The organism is Pseudomonas sp. S3(2024) (assembly GCF_036861315.1).
Lineage (GTDB): Bacteria > Pseudomonadota > Gammaproteobacteria > Pseudomonadales > Pseudomonadaceae > Aquipseudomonas > Aquipseudomonas putida_A.
The window spans coordinates 348,230-368,340 of the sequence record NZ_JAZAQQ010000006.1; the positions used below are offsets into that span (position 1 = coordinate 348,230).

The window sequence follows — 20,111 nt, forward strand, 5'->3', positions numbered from 1 at the left end:
CAGGGTCTCCGTGCTCTTTATTCACTTAAAATTTCAGGCGGCCAGTTTACGGCGGTTATACAAACCGCCCAACAAACCGGTGAAGCATCCGATGAGTAACCCGCTGACGTGCGCGGCGTTGGCGATCTGGCCGAAACCGATCATCGAGACCAGTCCGGACATGCAAATCACCAGCCACACCAGCATCATCACCAGCACGCCTCGCGGCAGGCGATACGCCGGGTTCGGCGCCAGCAACTGGAAAATCCAGCAATGGCCGAGCAAACCGTAGAGCACGCCAGACAGGCCGCCAAACAGGCTCGGGCCGCTCCAGGCAAACTGCGCGTAGTTCGACACCAGGCTGAACAGCAGGGTCAGACCGAGCAGGTTGATGCTGCCCTGACGTGACTCGATGCGCCGCCCCAGCTCCCAGTACCACATGCCGTTCATGGCCAGGTGCAGGATGCCGAAGTGCAGCAGCATCGGCGTGAACAGGCGCCACCACTGCCCCGCCGCCAGACTGTCGGCCAGCGGCGTGAACTGTATGTACTCGCCGACCACGCGGAAGTCGAGGAAGGTCAGCCAGCGAATGGTGTCGAGGTTGTCACCCAGATAGGTCAGGCCGCCGACCAGCAGGCTCAGCAGCAGGATCAACCCGGTGGCCTTGGCGTGTTTGAGTTGCTCGGCGAAGCTCGGACGCTTGAAAGTCGGCGCCAGCGGGATGTCCAGTTGCTGATCGGGGTCACCGGCCGGGAAGCGCTCGTACAGCGAACGTACGTCTTCGCTGATTTCCGAAGGTGCCCACAGCACCTGCTCGCCCGCCTCTTCGCTGACCCGATGCGGCACCTGCATCCGTTGCAGCAGCTTGACGAAACCGCTCAGGTCCACCGCCAACGGCAGACGCAATACCGCTACCGCACTCATTGCAGCACCTCCGGCCGCTCGACATCGACCCAGACAAATTTATGCGGATCCAGACGTGTTTCCTGATCCAGACGATAGGCCACCAGTTTGCCGTAGAGCACCGCGCTGTAATCAAGACACGCGAGGTTCGGGCGGATCGGTGCCGGTTTGCCGCTGCGCCAGTAGTGGCCGACGAACAACAACGGCTCGTCAATGCCGTAGCGCAGCAGATTGTTTTTTTCGCTGGAGGTCAGCGGCTTCTGCGCCACCGGCTCCGGCAATGCATCCGGCTGGAAGACGATGTCGCCGTAGGTTTTCGGGTCGTCTTCCCAGAATTTGGTGCGGAAGAACGAGCGCACCAGACCGTCGCCGCTGGTCATGGTCAAGCCATCCGGCAGGCGCATGTCGGTGCCGCGCAGCAAGCGGTCGAACACGGTGCAGGCAAAACTGCCGGGCACGGCCGAGGCCTGGAGAAAATGCTCGTCGATGCGCGCATCGGGAAACAGCCCGCGCAATGGTTCGATCAGGCTGGCATCCCAACAGGCGTGCACCACACGGAAACGCCCGGCATCGACTACCAGCGGCAGTTCGTAGAACCAGTTGAGAAAATCATGCCAATCGCCCGGATGGTCTTCGAACTGGGTCAGGGTTTCGTGCAGCAGGCGTGCATGGCGCGGCGTGTGCTCACGGACGAACTGCTTGCCGCTGCCCGGCAGCGCCGGCGTGCTCCAGCCCAGTGCGTTGAATTCGTGATTGCCCATGATGCACAGCGCCTGCCCGGCCTCGACCATGTCGTGGACGATGTGCAATGCCTCGCGGATTCGCGGGCCACGGTCGATGATGTCGCCGACGAACACGGCCATGCGCGATGGATGCCGCCAGACCCCGCCCTGCTTGTGATAACCGAGACGGTCAAGCAAGTGTTCGAGGGTCAGGGCGCATCCGTGCACGTCACCAATCAAGTCATAACTGCGCGCGGGATCGAGCATCAGTCGCCTCCACCACCCAACTTGCTGCCCCAGCCGAGCTTGGTCCGGCAGACTTCGTAGTAGTTGTGGTCGAGCGGGTGAATCAGCCGCAGCTTCTGGGCTTTTTTGCTCACGGTGATGGTGTCGCCCGGCGCGCAGGTGAAGTGGTTCTGCCCGTCGCAGGAGACTTGCGGGTAAATCTGCATGTTTTTCGACACGACGATTTTCAGCTCACTGTTGCCATCGACCACAATTGGCCGGCTCGACAACATATGGGGGTACATCGGCACGATCACAATGGCATCGAGCTTGGGATGCATGATCGGGCCACCAGCGGACAGCGCGTACGCGGTGGAACCGGTCGGCGTGGCGACGATCAGGCCGTCGGCCTTCTGGCTGCAGACGAACTGGCCGTCGATGTACAGCTCGAACTCGATCATCCGCGTCGATTTGCCCGGGTGCAGCACCACATCGTTCAGCGCATCGCCCTGGCCGATGGCCTCGGCATGCCGGCGCACCTCGGCTTGCAGCAGGAAGCGGTTTTCCACCAGATAATGGCCGTCGAGCACCTTGGCCACTTCGACTTCCAGCTCATCGGGACGAATGTCGGTGAGAAAACCGAGGCTGCCCCGGTTGATCCCGAGTACCGGAATATTGTGCTTGGCCAGCGCCCGCGCGGCGCCGAGCAGGCTGCCGTCACCGCCGACGACGATGACCATGTCGCAGACTTCGCCGAGCATCTTGCGCGACGAGGTTTGCAGGCCGTGGCCCGGCAGGACTTCGGCGATGGTGTCTTCGAGAATCACGTGCAGGTGACGATCGAGCAGAAAGCGTTTCAGTCGGCGGACGGTATCCAGCACCTGGGAACTGCCCAGGCGACCGATGATGCCGATATTACGAAATTGCTCCATGGGACCTCTGCGGACAATCGAAAACGCGAAAAACACGATTATGGGCGAAAGCCCGCCATAGACAAAATCCTTTCAGCCTCAAGGGGGCGCGCGTGTTTCAGGCTATGCTCGCAAGATGATCCTGTTTCCCGACCTGCTCCAGTTGCCACACCAATTACGCCATCCGGAAGTGCGTGACCTGGCGTGGGTGATTCTCGCCCCGCCGATGCTGGCCGCGACGCCGTGGCCGCAGCGCCATCCGCTGGCCGGCAGCGACTGGGTCAGTGATCCGCAGCGTCTGGAGCACTGGCTGCGGCAACTCGACCGTGACAGTTATGGCTTGCTGCACTGGCTGTCGCAGGCGCGCACGCGGCGGCTGGGCCTGTATTACGAACGGTTGTGGCAGTTTGCCGTGGAGCATGCGCCGGGCATCGAGCTGATTGCCGCCAACCTGCCGATCCGCCGCGAAGGCCACACCCTCGGTGAACTGGACATGCTGCTGCGCGACCGCGACGGCGTGCATCACCTGGAACTGGCGATCAAGCTCTACCTCGGCCCGCAGGAAGGCGACGGCCACGACCCGGCGCAATGGCTGGGGCCGGGTTGTCATGATCGACTGGACCGCAAACTGGCGCATCTGGCCGAACATCAACTGCCGATCTCGGCGCGCCCGGAAAGCCGTGAGGTGCTGGCGAAGCTGGATATCGAGGTGTTCAGTGCGCAGTTGTGGCTGGGCGGTTATCTGCTGTACCCGTGGCCCGGTCAGGCCGAACCACCGAAAGGCGCGCATCCGCAGCACCTGCGTGGCAGTTGGCTGCATCAGAAGGATTGGCCGGCGTTCGTCGCTCAACGTCCGGCCGGGCGCTGGCAACCCCTGCCCCGCCATGCCTGGCTGGCGCCGGCACACTACCCGGCGGATCAGACCTGGAGCGCTGAACATCTGCAGATGTGGCTGGACGACCTGGAACCGATGGCCCCGGCGCAACTGCTGGTGCGCCTGACCGAGAATGCGCGGGGCGAATGGGAAGAGGCGGAGCGGTTGTTTCTGGTGGCGGATCTTTGGCCGAATGTGCCGGGGCAGGTGTGAGAGTTGTAGTGCCTTAACCGGCCCTATCGCGAGCAGGCTCACTCCTACAGGGGAACGCATTCCAAGGTAGGAGTGAGCCTGCTCGCGATTGGGGCAACTCGGTCTAAAGGGATAACCGCAGCGCCAAAGCCGCCAAAGTAATCAACAACACCGGCACCGTCAGCACAATCCCGACCTTGAAGTAATAGCCCCAACCAATCCGGATATTCTTGCGCGCCAGCACATGCAGCCAGAGCAACGTCGCCAGACTGCCGATCGGGGTGATTTTTGGCCCCAGGTCGCTGCCGATCACGTTGGCATAGATCATCGCTTCCTTGACCACACCGCTGGCCTGACTGGCATCGATCGACAACAAGCCGATCAGCACTGTCGGCAAGTTGTTCATGATCGATGACAACAACGCCGTCAGCACCCCGGTGCCCAGCGCCGCACCCCATACGCCGTACCCGGCGAACACATCCAGCCAGCCAGCGAGATACCCGGTCAGCCCGGCATTGCGCAGGCCATACACCACCAGATACATGCCCAGCGAGAAAATCACGATCTGCCACGGCGCTTCTTTCAGCACCTTGCGCGTGGAAATCTTGTGGCCTCGGGCGGCGATCCCCAGCAGCAGCGCCGCGCAGACCGCCGAGATCGCGCTGATCGGGATGCCCATCTGTTCGAGGAAGAAGCAGCCGATCAACAGGATCACCAGCACCACCCAGCCGGCATAGAACGTGGCTTTGTCGTGGATCGCCGTGTGCGGCTGTTCGAGCTGTTCGGGGTCGTAGGCCTTGGGGATGTCGCGGCGGAAAAACCACATCAGCACGCCTAGCGTCGCGGCCACGCTGACGAAGTTGACCGGCACCATCACCGCCGCATAGCGGTTGAAGCCGATGTGAAAGAAGTCCGCCGAAACGATGTTGACCAGGTTCGACACCACCAGCGGCAGGCTCGCGGTGTCGGCGATGAAGCCGGCGCCCATGACGAACGCCAGGGTCGCCGCCGGGGAAAAGCGCAGCGCCAGCAGCATCGAAATCACGATCGGCGTGAGGATCAGCGCCGCGCCGTCATTGGCGAACAACGCCGACACCAGCGCGCCGAGCAGCACCATGAAGGCAAACAGCTTGCGCCCACTGCCCCGCCCCCAGCGCGCCACGTGCAGCGCGGCCCAGGCGAAGAACCCGGCTTCGTCGAGCAACAGGCTGATGATGATCAGCGCAACGAACGTGCCGGTGGCGTTCCAGATGATCTGCCAGACCAGCGGAATATCGCTCAAGTGCACGACGCCGAAGATCAGTGCCAGCACGGCGCCGAGCGTCGCGCTCCAGCCGACCCCGAGGCCTTTGGGTTGCCAGATGACAAGGGTGATGGTCAGCAGGAAGATCAGTGACGCAGCGAGCATTCGCGACAGCCTTCAATTATTCAATGAGTGGAGATCCAAACGTGGGAGCGGGCTTGCTCGCGAAAGCGGTGTGTCAGATGACAACTTTGTGTCTGACACACCGCCTTCGCGAGCAAGCCCGCTCCCACAGGATCTCTGTTTTATCGCAGCTCTGACCAGATTATTTTTTGTGTTGTTCCACAAATTTCCCATACGCATTGATGAAATTCTGCAGGAACGGTTTCACCGACTCGCTCAACTTGCCCGCCTCGTCAAACGCCGAACCCGCGCCCCCCAGATACGCTTCCGGCTGCTGCATGCACGGCACATCGAGAAACACGAAAGACTGGCGCAAATGCTGGTTGGCGCCAAAACCGCCAATCGCCCCCGGCGACACGCTGATCACCGCACCCGGTTTGCCGCTCCAGACGGCTTTGCCATACGGCCGCGAACCCACGTCAATCGCATTCTTCAAAGGCGCCGGCACCGAGCGGTTATATTCCGGGGTGACGAACAGCACCGCGTCGGAAGAACCGACTTCCTGGCGGAAAGTGCTGTAGGCTGCCGGCGGTGAATCGCCGTCGATGTCTTCGTTATAGAGTGGCAGGTCGCCAATCTCGACAATCTTCAGTTTGAGGTTCGCCGGTGCCAGTTCGGCCAGCGCCAGCGCGACTTTGCGGTTGATCGATGCTTTGCGCAGGCTGCCGACGACTACAGCGACGTTGTAGACATTGCTCATGGAAGACTCTCGACTGTCGGTGGGAAGAGCCAGTAGTTATAGATGATTCGATGACAGTTTCACCAGCGAGCAAGGGAAATTCCTGCGCGCTGATTATTTTTTTCCTGTAGGAAAACTTACAGGGCTTGATGACGGTCTACCAAGCCGCAAATCAAGCGTTTTATCTCCAGAGGTTCTAAGCAGATGGCAGCAGTACTCGTCGGTCAGTTCCATGCAAGAGATGCGGAAGGCCGCGTTTATTCCGTGCATGAGTTCCAGGAATCCACCCCGTCGGCAGACGGTTCCACTGGCTCGGAGCCGATTTACAAACTGGCCATTGGCGATCGCGTCAACAAAGTCAGTGACACCGAGTTTCTCCTGGTTCAGTCAGGTATTACCCTGACCCGTGAGCCTGAGACAACCGTCGCGTCATAACTGGCCGTTATGAGCAGAAGTCATATGCGCAGACTTGGGGTAGGATTCAGCCACTGACCCCACCTGCTGAACATGGACTTCACGCATGCGTTTACGTCATATCGAAGTGATTCAGGCGCTCTTGCAGACCGGTCACCTGGGCACCGCCGCCGAATGGCTGCAGCTCCCGGTGACCGAGGTCGAAGAGCGTTTGCGCGAAGCCGAGAGCGAGTTGGGGTTCATGCTGTTCGCCAGCGTACGCGGCCGGCTGCAATCGACGCCTGAAGCGCGGGCGTTGCAGGTGGAAATCGCTCACGTCTATCAGGCGCTGGAGCCGGTGCAGCGCTTGGCCAGCAGCCTCAAGCAATACCTCGCCCCGCCCCTGCGCATCATCGGCACCCCGCCGCTGGCGCAACAGCTGTTGCCGCAAAGTATCGCGCTGCTGCGCCGACGCTTGCCCGACGCTCCTTGCCGCTTGCTCAGCTCTCCGACCTGCGACATCGTCCGCAGCCTGCTGCTGCGCGAAAGCGATCTGGGCCTGAGCCTGCACGATCCGGAACACCCCGACATCCACTGCCAGCCATTGGCCCACGGCAAGCTGCAACTGCTCGCGCCCCACGGCTGGCTGCAACCGAAGCAGAAATACATTTCCCTGCAGGATCTCGCTGGCCAGGCAATGGTCGGCCTCGAAGGCCACGACCCGTTGAGCCCGGCGCTGGAGAACAAACTCCAGGCCCTGCGCCCGGCACCGAGCATCCAGACCCGAGTGCAAACTCATCAGATGATGCGCAGCATGGTCGAGGCCGGCGAAGGCCTGGCCATCGTCGACCCATTCACCGCCCTCGGCGCGCGGACGAGCGGACTGGATGTCTGCCCGTTGTCACCGGCGGTGCCGATCAGCCTGTATGCGCTGACCTACCGACACAGCGCCATGCCGGCCGCGATTCAGAAGCTGCTGACGATCGTCACGGAACAAGCCGAGGCGATGCTGGCGAGCTGAGCGGGTGTTCCAGCGGGTTATCGAACAGTCGATACCAGAACAACGCAATTTCCGCGGTGTTCGGATCAATCCCGCGATAACGTAGATGGTCGATACCGCCAATCTCGTAGCCACAACGCTCATACAAACGACAGGCGCCGAGGTTGTTGTTCTGGGTTTCGAGCATGATCCCCGGCAGTTTTTTCTTGCGACTCCAGAACTGCGCGACATCCAGCAACGCCTTGGCCACACCATGCCGGCGCGCCGGTGCGTGTACCGCCAGCTCATCGATATGGGCAAAGCCGTTCCAGTTGGTGCTGATCACCAGATGACCGACCGGCTCATCATCGAGATACGCCATGAAAATCGCGCTGTCGGCAGCATCGCGATAGCTGCTGAACTCTTCAGGGTCGATGCCGTAGCACTTGCGGTACGGCACGATCGGCGTCACCGCCCAGCGCTCGACCGGTTGGCCAATGACGGCGGCACCGTACGCGGCGACCTCGAAACTGAAGTCGCTGCCCCAGATGTACGCCGCGAAACCATCGTCGGCGACGCGCACCGACAGCCCTGGGTATTTCGGATTCATGACCGGTTGCATACTCGGAAAGGTCCTCATTCCTTGACGCAATCGACGGTGTACTGCCGTCCATTGCCCTCGTCTTCATGTTGCAGTCCATGCACATCAGCGACAAAACCGGGGAAGCTGCTGTCGAACGTGCGGGCAAACTTCAGGTAGTCAATGATCGAGCGGGTTGCCTCGGTAAAGCGCTCCCCCGGCATGATCAACGGAATTCCCGGTGGATACGGCACCAGCATCACCGCCGCGATCCTTCCTTCCAGCTCATCGATCGGCACCGCCTCGACTTCGCCGCGCACCAGATGATCATAGGCATGGGCCGGCTTCATTGCGATTTCCGGCAGCACCGTGTACATGCGTTTCAGATGTTTGGCGGTGGCGTTGCTGCGGTAACAGGCGTGCAGTTGATCGCACAGGTCACGCAGGCCCATGCCGCGATAGCGCGCGGTGTCTTGCTGCGCCACGCACGGCAGGCAGGTCGCGAGACTGATGTTGGCGTCGTAACTGCGCTTGAACTCCAGCAACTCGGTGAGCAGCGTGCTCCACTTGCCTTTGGTGATGCCCATCGAGAACAGCACCAGGAACGAATACAGCCCGGTCTTCTCCACCACCAGCCCGCGCTCCCAGAGGAACTTGCTGACCACCGCCGCCGGGATGCCCTTCTCGCTCAGCGCGCCACCGGCATTCAACCCGGGCATGACCAGGGTCACTTTGATCGGGTCGAGCAGCACATAGTCGTCACTGACTTCGCCGAAGCCGTGCCAGTCGGCGTCCGGCTGCAGCAGCCAGTCTTCAGTCTGCACCCGGTCGATGCCTTCGACGCCGGGCGGCTGCCAGATCGAGAACCACCAGTCATCCGCCGCAATGTGCTGGCGCAGATTGGCCAGCGCCCGGCGAAAACTCAGCGCCTCATCGAAGGTTTCCTGCAACAGCGAACGCCCGGCCGGGCCTTCCATCATGGCCGAGGCCACATCCAGCGAAGCGATGATGCTGTACTGCGGCGAAGTCGAGATGTGCATCATGAACGCTTCGTTGAAACGGTCACGGTCCAGTTGCCGCGCGCCGCCGTCCTGCACATGAATCATCGAGGCCTGGCTGAACGCGGCGAGCAGCTTGTGCGTGGAGTGAGTGGTGAACACCAGCGGGCTGTCCTCGGTGCGCGAGGTGGCCATGCCATAACGCCCGGCGAAGAACTCGTGAAACGCCGCGTAGGCGTACCACGCCTCATCGAAATGCAGCACTTCAACGCTATTGCCCAGGCTCTGTTTGATCAGCTCGGCGTTGTAGCACAGGCCGTCGTAGGTCGAATTGGTCACCACCGCCAGTTTGACTTTCGGCGCCCGGCCCTTGGTCAGCGGGCTGGCGTCGATCTTCGCCTGAATCGATTCGCGGCTGAATTCGCTCAGCGGAATCGGGCCGATGATCCCCAGCTCATTGCGCTCCGGGCACAGGTACAGCGGGATCGCGCCGGTCATGATGATCGCGTGCAGCACCGACTTGTGGCAGTTGCGATCGACCAGCACCAGATCATCCCGACCGACCATCGAGTGCCAGACGATCTTGTTGGCGGTCGAGGTGCCATTGATCACGAAAAACGTGTGATCGGCGCCGAAGTTGCGCGCGGCGCGCTCTTCGGCTTCGGCCAGCGGCCCAGTGTGATCGAGCAGTGAACCGAGTTCCGGCACCGATACCGACAAGTCCGAGCGCAGGGTGTTTTCGCCAAAGAACTGATGAAACGCCTGCCCCACCGGGCTCTTGTGATAGGCCACGCCACCGCCATGACCGGGGGTGTGCCAGGAATAGTTGGAATCGGCAGTGTGCTGCACCAGTGCCTTGAAGAACGGCGGCAACAGACCATCCAGATATTTGCGCGCCGCCCGCGCCACTTGCCGGGCCAGAAACGGCACGGTGTCTTCGAACAGATAGAGAATGCCGCGCAGTTGATTGAGTTCGGCCATGGCATCAGCCGGGGCGTTTTCCAGGGTGACCTGTTCGCCCAGCGCGAAGATCGGCAGATCCGGCGCGCGCACCCGGGCCAGACCGATCAGTTCGGCCATGTTCTGCAGCAGATGCGAGTTGGTGCTGGCGTCTTCGGCAGCGATCAGCATGCACGCCAGACCATGATGGGTGGAGGCCACCAACCGCCCTTCGGTGTAGTCGATGGCCGAAACGATATTGAAACCTTCCTGCTCCAACTCCCGGGCGATGCCACGGATACGGTCACCGGCGACCGTGTCGGCCTTGATGTCGCGGTGGACGATCAACACCGGAAACTTCAAATCTTTGTACATGAGGCTCAGTGTCCCGAGGCGGCGGATCAAAGTCTGCCAATGCACTCAGGGTAGAGGGTTGCAGCGAAAGTGGCGAGGGTGGCCAGTTGGCTTCACTCAGCCTGACTCGGCTTTTGTGGCGAGGGAGCTTGCTCCCGCTGGGGCGCGAAGCGGCCCCCAGTATTCGTTCAGCATCAATAGTGCATTCAGGTTTTATGACTGCTTCGCAGCCAAGCGGGAGCAAGCTCCCTCGCCACAGAGGGGATCAAGCTTGAGCATCAGCCTCGGCAATCTGCGTCCACAACGCCGGCCCGCCCGCCGACTTGGCAATGATCTCCAGCCGCGCCAAATGCGCCGCCAGTTCCTCTTCCGTCGCCCGAATGATCCGCGCAGGCTGGCGATCAGCCGGCAGACGACGGATTTCGGTGGCGGAGTTGTCCGCGCCCTCGCCCGTGCCATTGCCGTCGGAAGCGTTGCCGGCCAGCGACAGGCTGGTCTGGCCACCGGTCATGGTCAGGTAGACGTCGGCGAGAATCTCCGAGTCGAGCAAGGCGCCGTGCAGTTCACGGCCAGAGTTGTCGACGCCATAACGTTTGCACAAGGCGTCGAGGCTGTTGCGCTGCCCCGGGTGACGTTCCCGAGCCATCATCAGGGTGTCGAGGATGGTGCAATGCTGGGTGATGTCAGCGCGATCGTGCTGACCCATCAAGGCAAATTCGTTGTTGATGAAGCCAACGTCGAACGCCGCGTTATGGATGATCAGTTGCGCGCCGTTGATGAACTCGAAGAACTCGTCGGCCACTTCGGCGAAGCGCGGTTTGCCGACGAGGAATTCGTTGGTGATGCCGTGAACGCCGATCGCGCCTTCGTCACTCTCGCGATCCGGTTGCAGGTAGACGTGAAAGTGCCGGCCCGTCAGGCGCCGACCGATCAGTTCGACACAGCCGATTTCAATGATCCGGTGACCATCGGTCACCGGCATGCCGGTGGTTTCGGTATCGAGTACAACGGATCTGGTGGCCATCAGTGTTCAATTCTCAACGGGGTCAATCGTGCAAAAGCGGCGATGTTAACACGCTCGGCAGAGGTGTTTCAGGTAGACCGAGTCGCTCCATTCGCGAGCAAGCCCGCTCCCACACTGGATCCGCGGTCGGCACAATCCTGATAGACACAGGAAATCCAGGGTGGGAGCGGGCTTGCTCGCGAAGGCCACGACTCGGTGCAACGGCGGGAATCAGCTCTGCTTGTACCCGCGAACTTCATCCACCCCACGGTTGGCCAACTGGTCAGCCCGTTCGTTACCGTGGTGACCAATGTGCCCGCGCACCCACTTCCAGGTGACCTTGTGGCGATTGACCTGCTCATCCAGCTCTTTCCAAAGGTCAGCGTTTTTCACCGGCTCTTTCGCCGCTGTCTTCCAGCCGCGTTTTTTCCAGTTGGCCATCCACTCGTTGATGCCCTTCATCACGTATTGCGAGTCGGTCACCAGCAGCACTTCGCACGGCCGCTTCAAGGCTTCGAGGCCACGGATGGCGCCGAGCAGTTCCATGCGGTTGTTGGTGGTGTTGGCTTCGCCGCCCCACAGTTCCTTTTCGACGCCCTTGCACACCAGCAAGGCGCCCCAGCCGCCCGGGCCGGGGTTGCCCTTGCAGGCACCGTCGGTGAACAGTTCTACGCTATCGACGCTTTCGCTCATGCCACTCTATCCAGAAAAATGCCTGGCCCCGTCAATCGCGGATCGACGATGGCCGCGGCCGGAACAAGTCCGGCCACTATAAAAAGAAGGTTTACGGTTCGATACGACGGCGGTTGACCTTGGCCATCGGCAGCGGAATCAGCTTGCCCATCGGCTCGCGGCGTTCCTGACGCACCGGACGCAGGCCGACCACGATCTTGCGCGCGACCAATAAATAGAAGCCACCGCCCGACAGTTGCCAGTCGCCGGCCTTGCGTTCCCAGCCGGCCAGTCGGGCCTGCCACTTGGGCGACGCGAGCGGCGGACGATAGCACCCGAAGCGGCGTTTCTCCAGCGCAAAGCCCAGCAGATTGAGCCAGTCGGCGACCCGCGATGGCGAGATACAGCGTGCCTGGCGCAAGGCGTCGTGGGCAAATACGTGGCGCAAACCCCAGGTGCTCCAGGGGTTGATGCCGATGATCAGCAGATGCCCGCCGGGGCGTACACTGCTTGCCGCTTCGCGCAGCAAACCGTGGGGCGACAGACAGAAATCCAGACCGTGCTGCAACACCACCACGTCGGCGGCGTGCTCGCTCAACGGCCAGGCCTGTTCCTCGCAGACGATCTCGACACCCGGCAACGGCGCGCCGAGCCGCACGTTGCGCTGCACCTGCGGCGCCGACGGCGGAGTCTGGGCCGACGGCCCGTAATGCACCAGATAGCCGCCGAAGAACCGCCCCAACTCGTCTTCGAGCATGCGCCGTTCTTCATCCAGCAGAAATTGCCCGAGCGGGCCGGCCAGCCATTCACGGGCCGCGCCGATCAACGCCAGCCAGTCGGGATCGGCCTGAGCGAACGCTTTATCGGTCATGTCATTCTCCAACGCCGCTAGAAGCTCTAAGATGCGCCAATGTTTTCCGCTTGGCGAATTCCGACGATGATACAGATCAGTGCCCTGCCCGCGTTCACCGACAACTACATCTGGTTGTTACAGGATCACCGCACCCAGCGTTGCGCCGTGGTCGACCCGGGCGATGCCGCGCCGGTGCAGGCCTGGCTGGCCGCGCACCCGGGCTGGGTGTTGAGCGACATTCTGATCACCCATCACCATCACGATCACGTCGGCGGCGTCGAACGCCTGAAAACGGCAACCGGCGCTAAAGTCTACGGCCCGGCCAGCGAAAACATCCCGGGGCGCGACGTGGCGCTCACGGACAACGACACGGTCAGCGTGCTCGGCTGGGATTTCGATGTCTATGCAGTGCCCGGTCACACCCTCGGCCACATTGCCTATTACCACCACGGCCTGCTGTTTTGCGGCGACACCCTGTTCGCCGCCGGTTGCGGGCGTCTGTTCGAAGGTACGCCAGAACAGATGCACCACTCGCTCAGCCGCCTCGCCAGCTTGCCCGAGGATACGCTGGTGTATTGCACCCATGAATACACCCTGAGCAATCTGAAGTTTGCTGCGGCAGTCGAACCGAGCAACCCGGACATTGCCGCCCGTCTGGAAAAAGTCACCCAACAACGGGAAAAAGGCGTGATGACCCTGCCCTCGACCCTGGCCCTGGAAAAGCTCACAAATCCGTTTTTGCGTACCGCTGAAACATTAGTTACACAAAAAGTGGACGAACGGGCAGGCGCTCAAAACCGGGCGCCGAGTGAGGTTTTTGCGGCTCTGCGGGCATGGAAAGATAAGTTCTAAGTGACTCACCAGCTGGTACAAAAATTCTGAATGGTTGACCGCAGGGGGTGCGCTTTCTAGAATCGCCCGACATTTTTGCCCGGAACTTACTTCCAGCCAATGTCGTCATCCATACGTAAGTCCGTCAATTCAGACACGCTGACCCGCCTGGCGCAAGCCATCGCGGTGGCTGTGTCCGCCACGTTGGCGGGCTGTTCCAGCCATGCTCCGCAGCCTGAAGCGAGCCATACGCCGAACATTGCTGCGCGAGCCAAGCAGAAACCGATCTGGCTCAGCGAAAAGCCCAGCCCGCAGGTGCCTCAGGACATCTGGGAGCGCATGCGCGGTGGTTTCCAGCTGCAGGACGGCCTGGGCGTCAACCCGCGCATCGAGCAGCAGCGGCTGTGGTTTGCCAGCAACCCGTCCTTTCTGGAGAACGCCGGCGAACGCGGAAGCCTCTACATTCATTACATCGTCGAACGCCTCGAAGAGCGCAATATGCCGCTGGAACTGGCCCTGCTGCCAGTGATCGAGAGCGCCTACAACCCGATGGCCTATTCCCGGGCCGACGCATCGGGCCTGTGGCAATTCATCCCGTCCACCGGTCGTTACTACAACCTGCGCCAGACCCGCTTCTATGATGGCCGTCGCGATATCACCGCCTCGACCACCGCCGCGATGGACTACCTGACCCGTCTGCACGACATGTTCAACGGTGACTGGCTGCTGGCCCTGGCGGCCTATAACGCCGGTGAAGGCACGGTCAGCCGTGCCATCGAGCGTAACGAGAAGCTCGGCCTGCCGACCGACTACTGGAACCTGTCGTCGTTGCCGGCGGAAACCCAGGCCTACGTGCCGAAGCTGCTGGCCCTGTCGCAAGTGGTGCTGGCCCCGGAAGCCTACGGGGTGAACCTCAACCCGATCGCCAACGAACCCTATTTCCAGGTCGTCGAAATCAACCAGCGCATGGACCTGTCCAAGGTCGCAGCGGTGGCCAACATCGACGAAGACGAGCTGTTCCAGCTCAACCCGGCTTTCAAGCAGCGCACCACCATCGACGGTCCTCAGCATCTGCTGGTGCCGACGTCCAAGGCGCAATTGCTGACCGCCAGCCTGCAGACCATGCGGCCTGAAGAGCTGATCAGCCCGCGTTCGCTGAAGCCGGTGTTCGACGGTGCCGACCCGACTGAAGTGGCGAAGCTCAAGCGCGCTTACCGGGTCAAACGCGGCGACAATCTCGGTTCCATTGCCAAGGCCAACAAGGTCGAAGTCAAGGACCTGCAGCGCTGGAACAAGCTGACCGGCAAAAACCTCAAGGTCGGCCAGACCCTGGTGATGCAGGACAACACCAAGCGCACCCCGGCGCGCAGCGGTGGCCGGGTCAACACGGTGATCGCTGCCAACAGCAAGACCAAAGGCAAGGCCGACAGCCAGCAGCAGACCCAGTACAAGGTCAAGCGTGGCGACACATTGTATGTGGTGGCCAAGCGTTTCAACGTCGAGATGCAGCATCTCAAGCGCTGGAACCCGGGTGCCGGCAAGGCCCTCAAGCCCGGGCAGATGCTCACGGTTTATCAGCCGCACTGACAACAGAAGAGCCCCTGAAATTCAGGGGCTTTTTTTGCTTTTGTGGGAGCGGGCTTGCTCGCGAATGCGGTCTGTTAGCCGCATATGAAGGTGACTGATACACCGCATTCGCGAGCAAGTCGAATCGTCGCACCGCCGCTCCCACCGAAAGCAAACGCAATCGAAGGCGATTAAGCCCCCATTAACCCGCATCTTTTTCCTGTCCAGACAAGCTGTTACTGTACGGCCCACAAAGCCCAAGCCGCCTGGATCGGATCTGACTTGAAGCGTCCCCTCCTCCTGCTCCTGATCAGCCTGGCCTTGAGCTCACCCGCAAGCGCGACGATTACCGAGAGTCACGGTTATGCGCAGTTCGGCACGCTCAAGTACCCGGCCAGATTTACCCACTTCGACTGGGTCAACCCGCAAGCGCCCAAGGGCGGTACGTTGCGGGTGATGGCGTTCGGCACCTTCGATACGGTCAACCCATACACGTTCAAGGGCACCAGCCCGGTCACCACACCGAATTTCCTGCAGTACGGCATCAATGAGCTGAACGAGCCGCTGATGGTCGGCACCGGCCAGTATTCGCCGTCCGGTGACGAGCCGGCATCGAGCTATGGCCTGATCGCGCAATCGGTGGAGTACAGCGAAGATCGCAGCTGGGTGGTGTTCAATCTGCGCCCGGAAGCACGCTTTCACGACGGCACCCAGATCACCGCTTACGACGTGGCGTTCTCCTACCGAACACTGCTAAAGGACGGCCACCCGCTGTACCGCACCGCCCTGCAGGAAGTGTCGCGGGTCGACATCCTCAACCCGCAGCGCATTCGTTTCGTGATGAAACGCTCGGGCAATCCGTTACTGATCCTGCGCCTCGGCGAGTTGCCGGTGCTGCCGCAGCATTACTGGAAGGATCGCGACTTCAAGGCCACCACCTTCGAACCACCGCTGGGCAGCGGCCCGTACCGCATCACCTCAGTGACGCCGGGGCGGCAGTTGATTTTCGAGCGGGTCAAGGATTACTGGGGCAAGGACCTGCCGGTCAATCGCGGCAAGTACAACTTCGATCGCATGGAAGTCGAGTTCTACCGCGACAGCGACGTGGCCTTCGAAGCGTTCAAGGCCGGCGAATTCGACATCTACATCGAGCATCAGGCGAAGAACTGGGCCAACGGCTACAACTTTCCGGCGGTGCGCCGTGGCGAAGTGATCAAGGCGCAGATTCCGCACCAGATCCCGACGCAGAGCCAGGGCCTGTTCATGAACACCCGACGCGCGACCTTCAGCGACGTCAAGGTGCGCGAAGCGCTGGGCCTGATGTTCGACTTCGAATGGACCAACCGCGCGCTGTTCAGCGATGCCTACCAGCGCACCAGCAGCTACTACCCTAACAGCGAGTTTTCCGCGACGGGGCTGCCGGTCGGGCATGAATGGCTGATGCTCAAGCCGTACAGGGAGCAACTTCCGGCCAAGCTGTTCACCGAGCCGTTCACCCTGCCGCAAACCGATGGCCGTGGCATCCCGCGAGAGACCATGCGCAAGGCCCTGGCGCTGCTCGCCGAGGCCGGCTGGAAGCTCAACGGCCAGCGCCTGCAAAACACCGCAGGGCAGCCGCTGAGCTTCGAACTGTTGCTGGTCAATCCGAACCTTGAGCGGATCCTCCAGCCCTATATCGAGAACCTCAACAGCATCGGCATCGACGCGCGCCTGCGCACGGTGGATCGCGCTCAATACAAACAGCGCCTGGACCAGTTCGATTTCGACATGATCCTGATGACCCTCAACCAGACCCTCAGCCCGGGTCTGGAGCAATGGCAGTACTTCCATTCCAGTCAGGTCGGGGTCAAGGGCAGCAAGAATTACGCCGGTATTGCCAACCCGGTGGTCGATCACCTGCTCGAACAATTGCTCGCCGCGCAAACCCGCGACGAACAGGTCGCCGCCGGCAAGGCGCTGGACCGCGTGCTGCTCTGGCAGCACTACAGCATTCCCAACTGGTACCTCAATTATCACCGACTGGCCTACCGCAACCGGTTGGCCTTCGTCACCACGCCGCCCTACACCCTGGGCCTGAGCGCGTGGTGGCTGAAATCTTCGGAGAACAATAAATGACGCCCATCCGCGCCCTGCTCGTGCAGGCCAGCGGTCTGCTGTTCGCCGGGCTGGCGATTGCCGCCCCGCAACACGCTGTGACCCTGTACAACGAGCCGCCGAAATACCCGGCGGACTTCAAGCAGTTCGATTACGTGAACCCCGACGCGCCCAAGGGTGGGATCTTCCGCCAGGCCGGATTCGGCGGCTTCGACAGCCTCAACCCGTTCATCAGCAAAGGCGTGCCGGCCGATGACGTCGGGCAGATCTACGACACCCTGACCAAACACAGCCTCGACGAGCCGTTCACCGAGTACGGCCTGATTGCCGCGAAGATCGAGAAAGCCCCGGACAACAGCTGGGTACGTTTCTACCTGCGCCCGGAAGCGCGTTTTCACGATGGCCATCCGGTGCGCGCCGAAGACGTGGTGTTCAGCTTCCAGACCCTGACCAAGGACGGCTCGCCGCTGTTTCGCGGCTACTACAGCGATGTCGAAGAGGCCATCGCCGAAGACCCGCTCAAGGTGCTGTTCAAGTTCAAGCACACCAACAATCGCGAGTTACCGCTGATCCTCGGTCAGCTCCCGGTGCTGCCGAAACACTGGTGGGCCAATCGTGATTTTTCCAAGGGCAATCTGGAGATCCCGCTGGGCAGCGGCCCGTACAAGGTCGCCGAAGTGAAAGCCGGGCGCTCGGTGCGCTATGAACGGGTCAAGGACTACTGGGGCAAGGATCTGCCGGTCAATCGCGGCTTCTACAACTTCGACGTAATGACCACCGATTACTACCGCGACAACACCGTCGCCGTCGAAGCGCTGAAGGCCGGCCAGTTCGATTACTGGCTGGAAATGACCGCGAAGAACTGGGCCAACGCTTACAACATCCCGGCCGTGACCGAAGGCCGGCTGATCAAGGAACAGATCGCCAACAGCAACCCGACCGGCATGCAGGGCTTCGTCTTCAACCTTCGCCGCCCGCTGTTTCAGGATGTGCGGGTGCGTCAGGCGCTCGTCCTGCTGTTCGATTTCGAGTGGACCAACAAACAGCTGTTCAACGGTGCCTACTTCCGCACCCGCAGCTATTTCGAGAACTCGGAAATGGCTGCCACCGGCCTGCCCGACGTCGAACAACGGGCGATCCTCGAACCGTTTCGCAGCAAACTGCCGGCGCAGGTGTTCAGCGAAGCTTTCGAGAACCCGAAGACCGACGCCAGCGGCATGATCCGTGCCCAACAACGTGAGGCCTATCAATTGCTGCAGGAGGCTGGCTGGAAGATCGTCGACGACAAAATGGTCGACGCCAACGGCAAACCGGTGGTCATCGAGTTCCTTCTGGCGCAGACCGAATTCGAACGTGTGCTGCTGCCGTTCAAACGCAATCTGGCCGACCTCGGCATCGATCTGGTGATCCGCCGTGTCGACGTTTCGCAATACATCAACCGCGTGCGCTCGCGGGACTTCGACATGATGGTCGGCAGCTTCCCGCAATCCAACTCGCCGGGTAACGAGCAGCGCGAATTCTGGATGAGCGCCGCCGCCGACAAACCGAGCAGCCGCAACACCATGGGCCTGAAGGATCCGATCGTCGATCAACTGGTGGAAAACCTGATCAACGCCGACTCGCGCAGCAGTCTGGTGGCGCATGCCCGGGCGCTGGATCGGGTGCTGCAATGGGGTTACTACGTGGTCCCCAACTGGCACATCAAGACCTGGCGCGTGGCGTACTGGAACCACATCGGTCACCCGAAAGTCTCGCCCAAATACGACATCGGGATTAACACCTGGTGGGTCAAGCCTGACGCGAAGCCCGCCATAGAAGTCGAAACCAAACTGCAAGCCGACCCTGTGGGCACGGAGTAATCAGATGCTGGCGTATATCTTTCGGCGACTGCTGCTGATCATCCCGACCCTGTTCGGCATCCTGCTGATCAACTTCGTGATCATCCAGGCCGCGCCCGGCGGCCCGGTGGAGCAGATGATCGCCAAGCTCGAAGGCTTCGAAGGCGCCACCAGCCGCATCGCCGGTGGCGGTGCCGAGGTCTCGGTGGCCGGCTCCGCGTATCGTGGCGCGCAAGGCCTCGACCCGGCGCTGATCAAGGAAATCGAGCACATGTACGGGTTCGACAAGTCGGCCCCAGAACGTCTGTGGATCATGGTCAAGAACTACGCGAAGCTGGATTTCGGCGACAGCTTTTTCCGTGACGCCAAGGTCATCGACCTGATCAAGGAAAAGATGCCGGTGTCGATCTCGCTCGGGCTGTGGAGCACGCTGATCATGTACCTGGTGTCGATCCCGCTGGGGATCGCCAAGGCCACGCGGCACGGCAGCCACTTCGACGTGTGGACCAGTTCGGCGATCATCATCGGCTATGCGATTCCGGCGTTCCTGTTTGCGATTCTGCTGATCGTGGTATTTGCCGGCGGCAGTTATCTGGACTGGTTCCCGCTACGCGGGCTGACCTCGAACAACTTCGATGAACTGAGCCTGGGCGGCAAGATCCTCGACTACTTCTGGCACCTGGCGCTGCCGGTGACCGCGCTGGTGATCGGCAACTTCGCGACCATGACCCTGCTGACCAAAAACAGCTTCCTCGACGAGATCAACAAGCAGTACGTGGTTACCGCCAAGGCCAAGGGCCTGACGCGCAATCGCGTGCTCTACGGCCACGTGTTCCGCAACGCCATGTTGCTGGTGATTGCCGGGTTCCCGTCGGCGTTCATCGGCATCTTCTTCACCGGCTCGTTGCTGGTGGAGGTGATCTTCTCCCTCGACGGTCTGGGTCTGATGAGTTTCGAAGCGGCGATCAACCGCGATTACCCAGTGGTGTTCGGCACTCTGTTCATCTTCACCCTGCTCGGCCTGGTGGTGAAACTGATCGGCGACCTCACCTACACCCTGGTCGATCCGCGCATCGACTTCGCCAGCCGGGAGCATTGAG

18 protein-coding genes are annotated in these 20,111 nt (G+C 61.4%); 8 read left to right on the plus strand and 10 right to left on the minus strand.

What is annotated here, in order from left to right:
* Positions 1 to 33 precede the first annotated feature (33 nt).
* The 3 genes from VLA07_RS17860 to VLA07_RS17870 are packed head-to-tail and all read right to left on the minus strand — an operon-like array spanning position 34 to position 2,761.
* Positions 34 to 903, minus strand: coding sequence for a rhomboid family intramembrane serine protease (locus VLA07_RS17860; protein ID WP_027613138.1), 870 nt, complete (start codon positions 901 to 903; stop codon positions 34 to 36).
* Positions 900 to 1,874, minus strand: coding sequence for a metallophosphoesterase (locus VLA07_RS17865; RefSeq protein WP_372241222.1), 975 nt, complete (start codon positions 1,872 to 1,874; stop codon positions 900 to 902). The genes VLA07_RS17860 and VLA07_RS17865 overlap by 4 nt, the downstream gene beginning before the upstream one ends.
* Positions 1,871 to 2,761: an NAD(+) kinase gene (locus VLA07_RS17870; RefSeq protein WP_003224174.1), complete on the minus strand. Its 891-nt coding sequence runs from the start codon at positions 2,759 to 2,761 to the stop codon at positions 1,871 to 1,873. The genes VLA07_RS17865 and VLA07_RS17870 overlap by 4 nt, the downstream gene beginning before the upstream one ends.
* 115 nt (positions 2,762 to 2,876) lie before the next feature.
* Here VLA07_RS17870 and VLA07_RS17875 point away from each other — a divergent pair, with 115 nt between their 5' ends.
* The gene (locus tag VLA07_RS17875; protein ID WP_333990076.1) at positions 2,877 to 3,827 is read left to right on the plus strand and encodes a DUF1853 family protein; all 951 of its coding nucleotides are present in this window, start codon (positions 2,877 to 2,879) and stop codon (positions 3,825 to 3,827) included.
* A gap of 103 nt (positions 3,828 to 3,930) precedes the next feature.
* Here the strand turns inward: VLA07_RS17875 and VLA07_RS17880 are convergent, their stop codons facing one another.
* Positions 3,931 to 5,214, minus strand: coding sequence for an arsenic transporter (locus VLA07_RS17880; protein ID WP_166497910.1), 1,284 nt, complete (start codon positions 5,212 to 5,214; stop codon positions 3,931 to 3,933).
* Positions 5,215 to 5,374: 160 nt separating this feature from the next.
* Positions 5,375 to 5,932 carry an NADPH-dependent FMN reductase gene (locus tag VLA07_RS17885; protein ID WP_027613142.1) on the minus strand — a complete coding sequence of 186 codons (558 nt, stop codon included), beginning with the start codon at positions 5,930 to 5,932 and terminating at the stop codon, positions 5,375 to 5,377.
* 183 nt (positions 5,933 to 6,115) lie between these two features.
* On the opposite strand from VLA07_RS17885, the gene VLA07_RS17890 reads away from it, so the two are divergent.
* Both VLA07_RS17890 and VLA07_RS17895 read left to right on the plus strand, forming a co-directional pair.
* Positions 6,116 to 6,346, plus strand: coding sequence for a hypothetical protein (locus VLA07_RS17890; protein WP_007965845.1), 231 nt, complete (start codon positions 6,116 to 6,118; stop codon positions 6,344 to 6,346).
* 85 nt (positions 6,347 to 6,431) lie between these two features.
* Complete coding sequence (locus VLA07_RS17895) at positions 6,432 to 7,325, plus strand: LysR substrate-binding domain-containing protein (protein WP_333990084.1); 894 nt, start codon at positions 6,432 to 6,434, stop codon at positions 7,323 to 7,325.
* Here the strand turns inward: VLA07_RS17895 and VLA07_RS17900 are convergent.
* From VLA07_RS17900 to VLA07_RS17920, 5 genes are all read right to left on the minus strand, one after another.
* The gene (locus VLA07_RS17900) at positions 7,291 to 7,905 is read right to left on the minus strand and encodes a GNAT family N-acetyltransferase (protein ID WP_096795963.1); all 615 of its coding nucleotides are present in this window, start codon (positions 7,903 to 7,905) and stop codon (positions 7,291 to 7,293) included. The two genes, VLA07_RS17895 and VLA07_RS17900, sit on opposite strands and share 35 nt — an antisense overlap.
* A 14-nt stretch (positions 7,906 to 7,919) precedes the next feature.
* The gene (locus VLA07_RS17905; protein WP_103369375.1) at positions 7,920 to 10,175 is read right to left on the minus strand and encodes an Orn/Lys/Arg decarboxylase N-terminal domain-containing protein; all 2,256 of its coding nucleotides are present in this window, start codon (positions 10,173 to 10,175) and stop codon (positions 7,920 to 7,922) included.
* Between the two features lie 244 nt (positions 10,176 to 10,419).
* Positions 10,420 to 11,178, minus strand: coding sequence for a DNA polymerase III subunit epsilon (dnaQ, locus tag VLA07_RS17910; protein WP_247268503.1), 759 nt, complete (start codon positions 11,176 to 11,178; stop codon positions 10,420 to 10,422).
* A 210-nt stretch (positions 11,179 to 11,388) separates the two neighbouring features.
* The gene (gene rnhA, locus VLA07_RS17915; protein ID WP_003224162.1) at positions 11,389 to 11,850 is read right to left on the minus strand and encodes a ribonuclease HI; all 462 of its coding nucleotides are present in this window, start codon (positions 11,848 to 11,850) and stop codon (positions 11,389 to 11,391) included.
* Positions 11,851 to 11,941: 91 nt separating this feature from the next.
* Positions 11,942 to 12,700, minus strand: coding sequence for a methyltransferase domain-containing protein (locus tag VLA07_RS17920; protein WP_003224159.1), 759 nt, complete (start codon positions 12,698 to 12,700; stop codon positions 11,942 to 11,944).
* A 66-nt stretch (positions 12,701 to 12,766) separates the two neighbouring features.
* Here VLA07_RS17920 and gloB point away from each other — a divergent pair, with 66 nt between their 5' ends.
* The 5 genes from gloB to VLA07_RS17945 all read left to right on the plus strand — a co-directional run bounded on the left by gloB (position 12,767) and on the right by VLA07_RS17945 (position 20,110).
* Positions 12,767 to 13,534, plus strand: a complete 768-nt coding sequence (gene gloB / locus VLA07_RS17925; RefSeq protein ID WP_247268504.1) for a hydroxyacylglutathione hydrolase — start codon at positions 12,767 to 12,769, stop codon at positions 13,532 to 13,534.
* 99 nt (positions 13,535 to 13,633) lie between these two features.
* Positions 13,634 to 15,100: a LysM peptidoglycan-binding domain-containing protein gene (locus tag VLA07_RS17930; protein WP_247268505.1), complete on the plus strand. Its 1,467-nt coding sequence runs from the start codon at positions 13,634 to 13,636 to the stop codon at positions 15,098 to 15,100.
* Positions 15,101 to 15,361: 261 nt separating this feature from the next.
* The gene (locus VLA07_RS17935; RefSeq protein WP_333990095.1) at positions 15,362 to 17,194 is read left to right on the plus strand and encodes an extracellular solute-binding protein; all 1,833 of its coding nucleotides are present in this window, start codon (positions 15,362 to 15,364) and stop codon (positions 17,192 to 17,194) included.
* Entirely contained in the window at positions 17,191 to 19,032 is a 1,842-nt protein-coding gene (locus VLA07_RS17940; RefSeq protein WP_333990096.1) for an extracellular solute-binding protein, read from the plus strand. Before VLA07_RS17935 ends, VLA07_RS17940 begins: the two co-directional genes overlap by 4 nt.
* A gap of 4 nt (positions 19,033 to 19,036) precedes the next feature.
* Positions 19,037 to 20,110, plus strand: a complete 1,074-nt coding sequence (locus VLA07_RS17945) for a microcin C ABC transporter permease YejB (protein ID WP_003224148.1) — start codon at positions 19,037 to 19,039, stop codon at positions 20,108 to 20,110.
* Position 20,111: the final 1 nt, after the last annotated feature.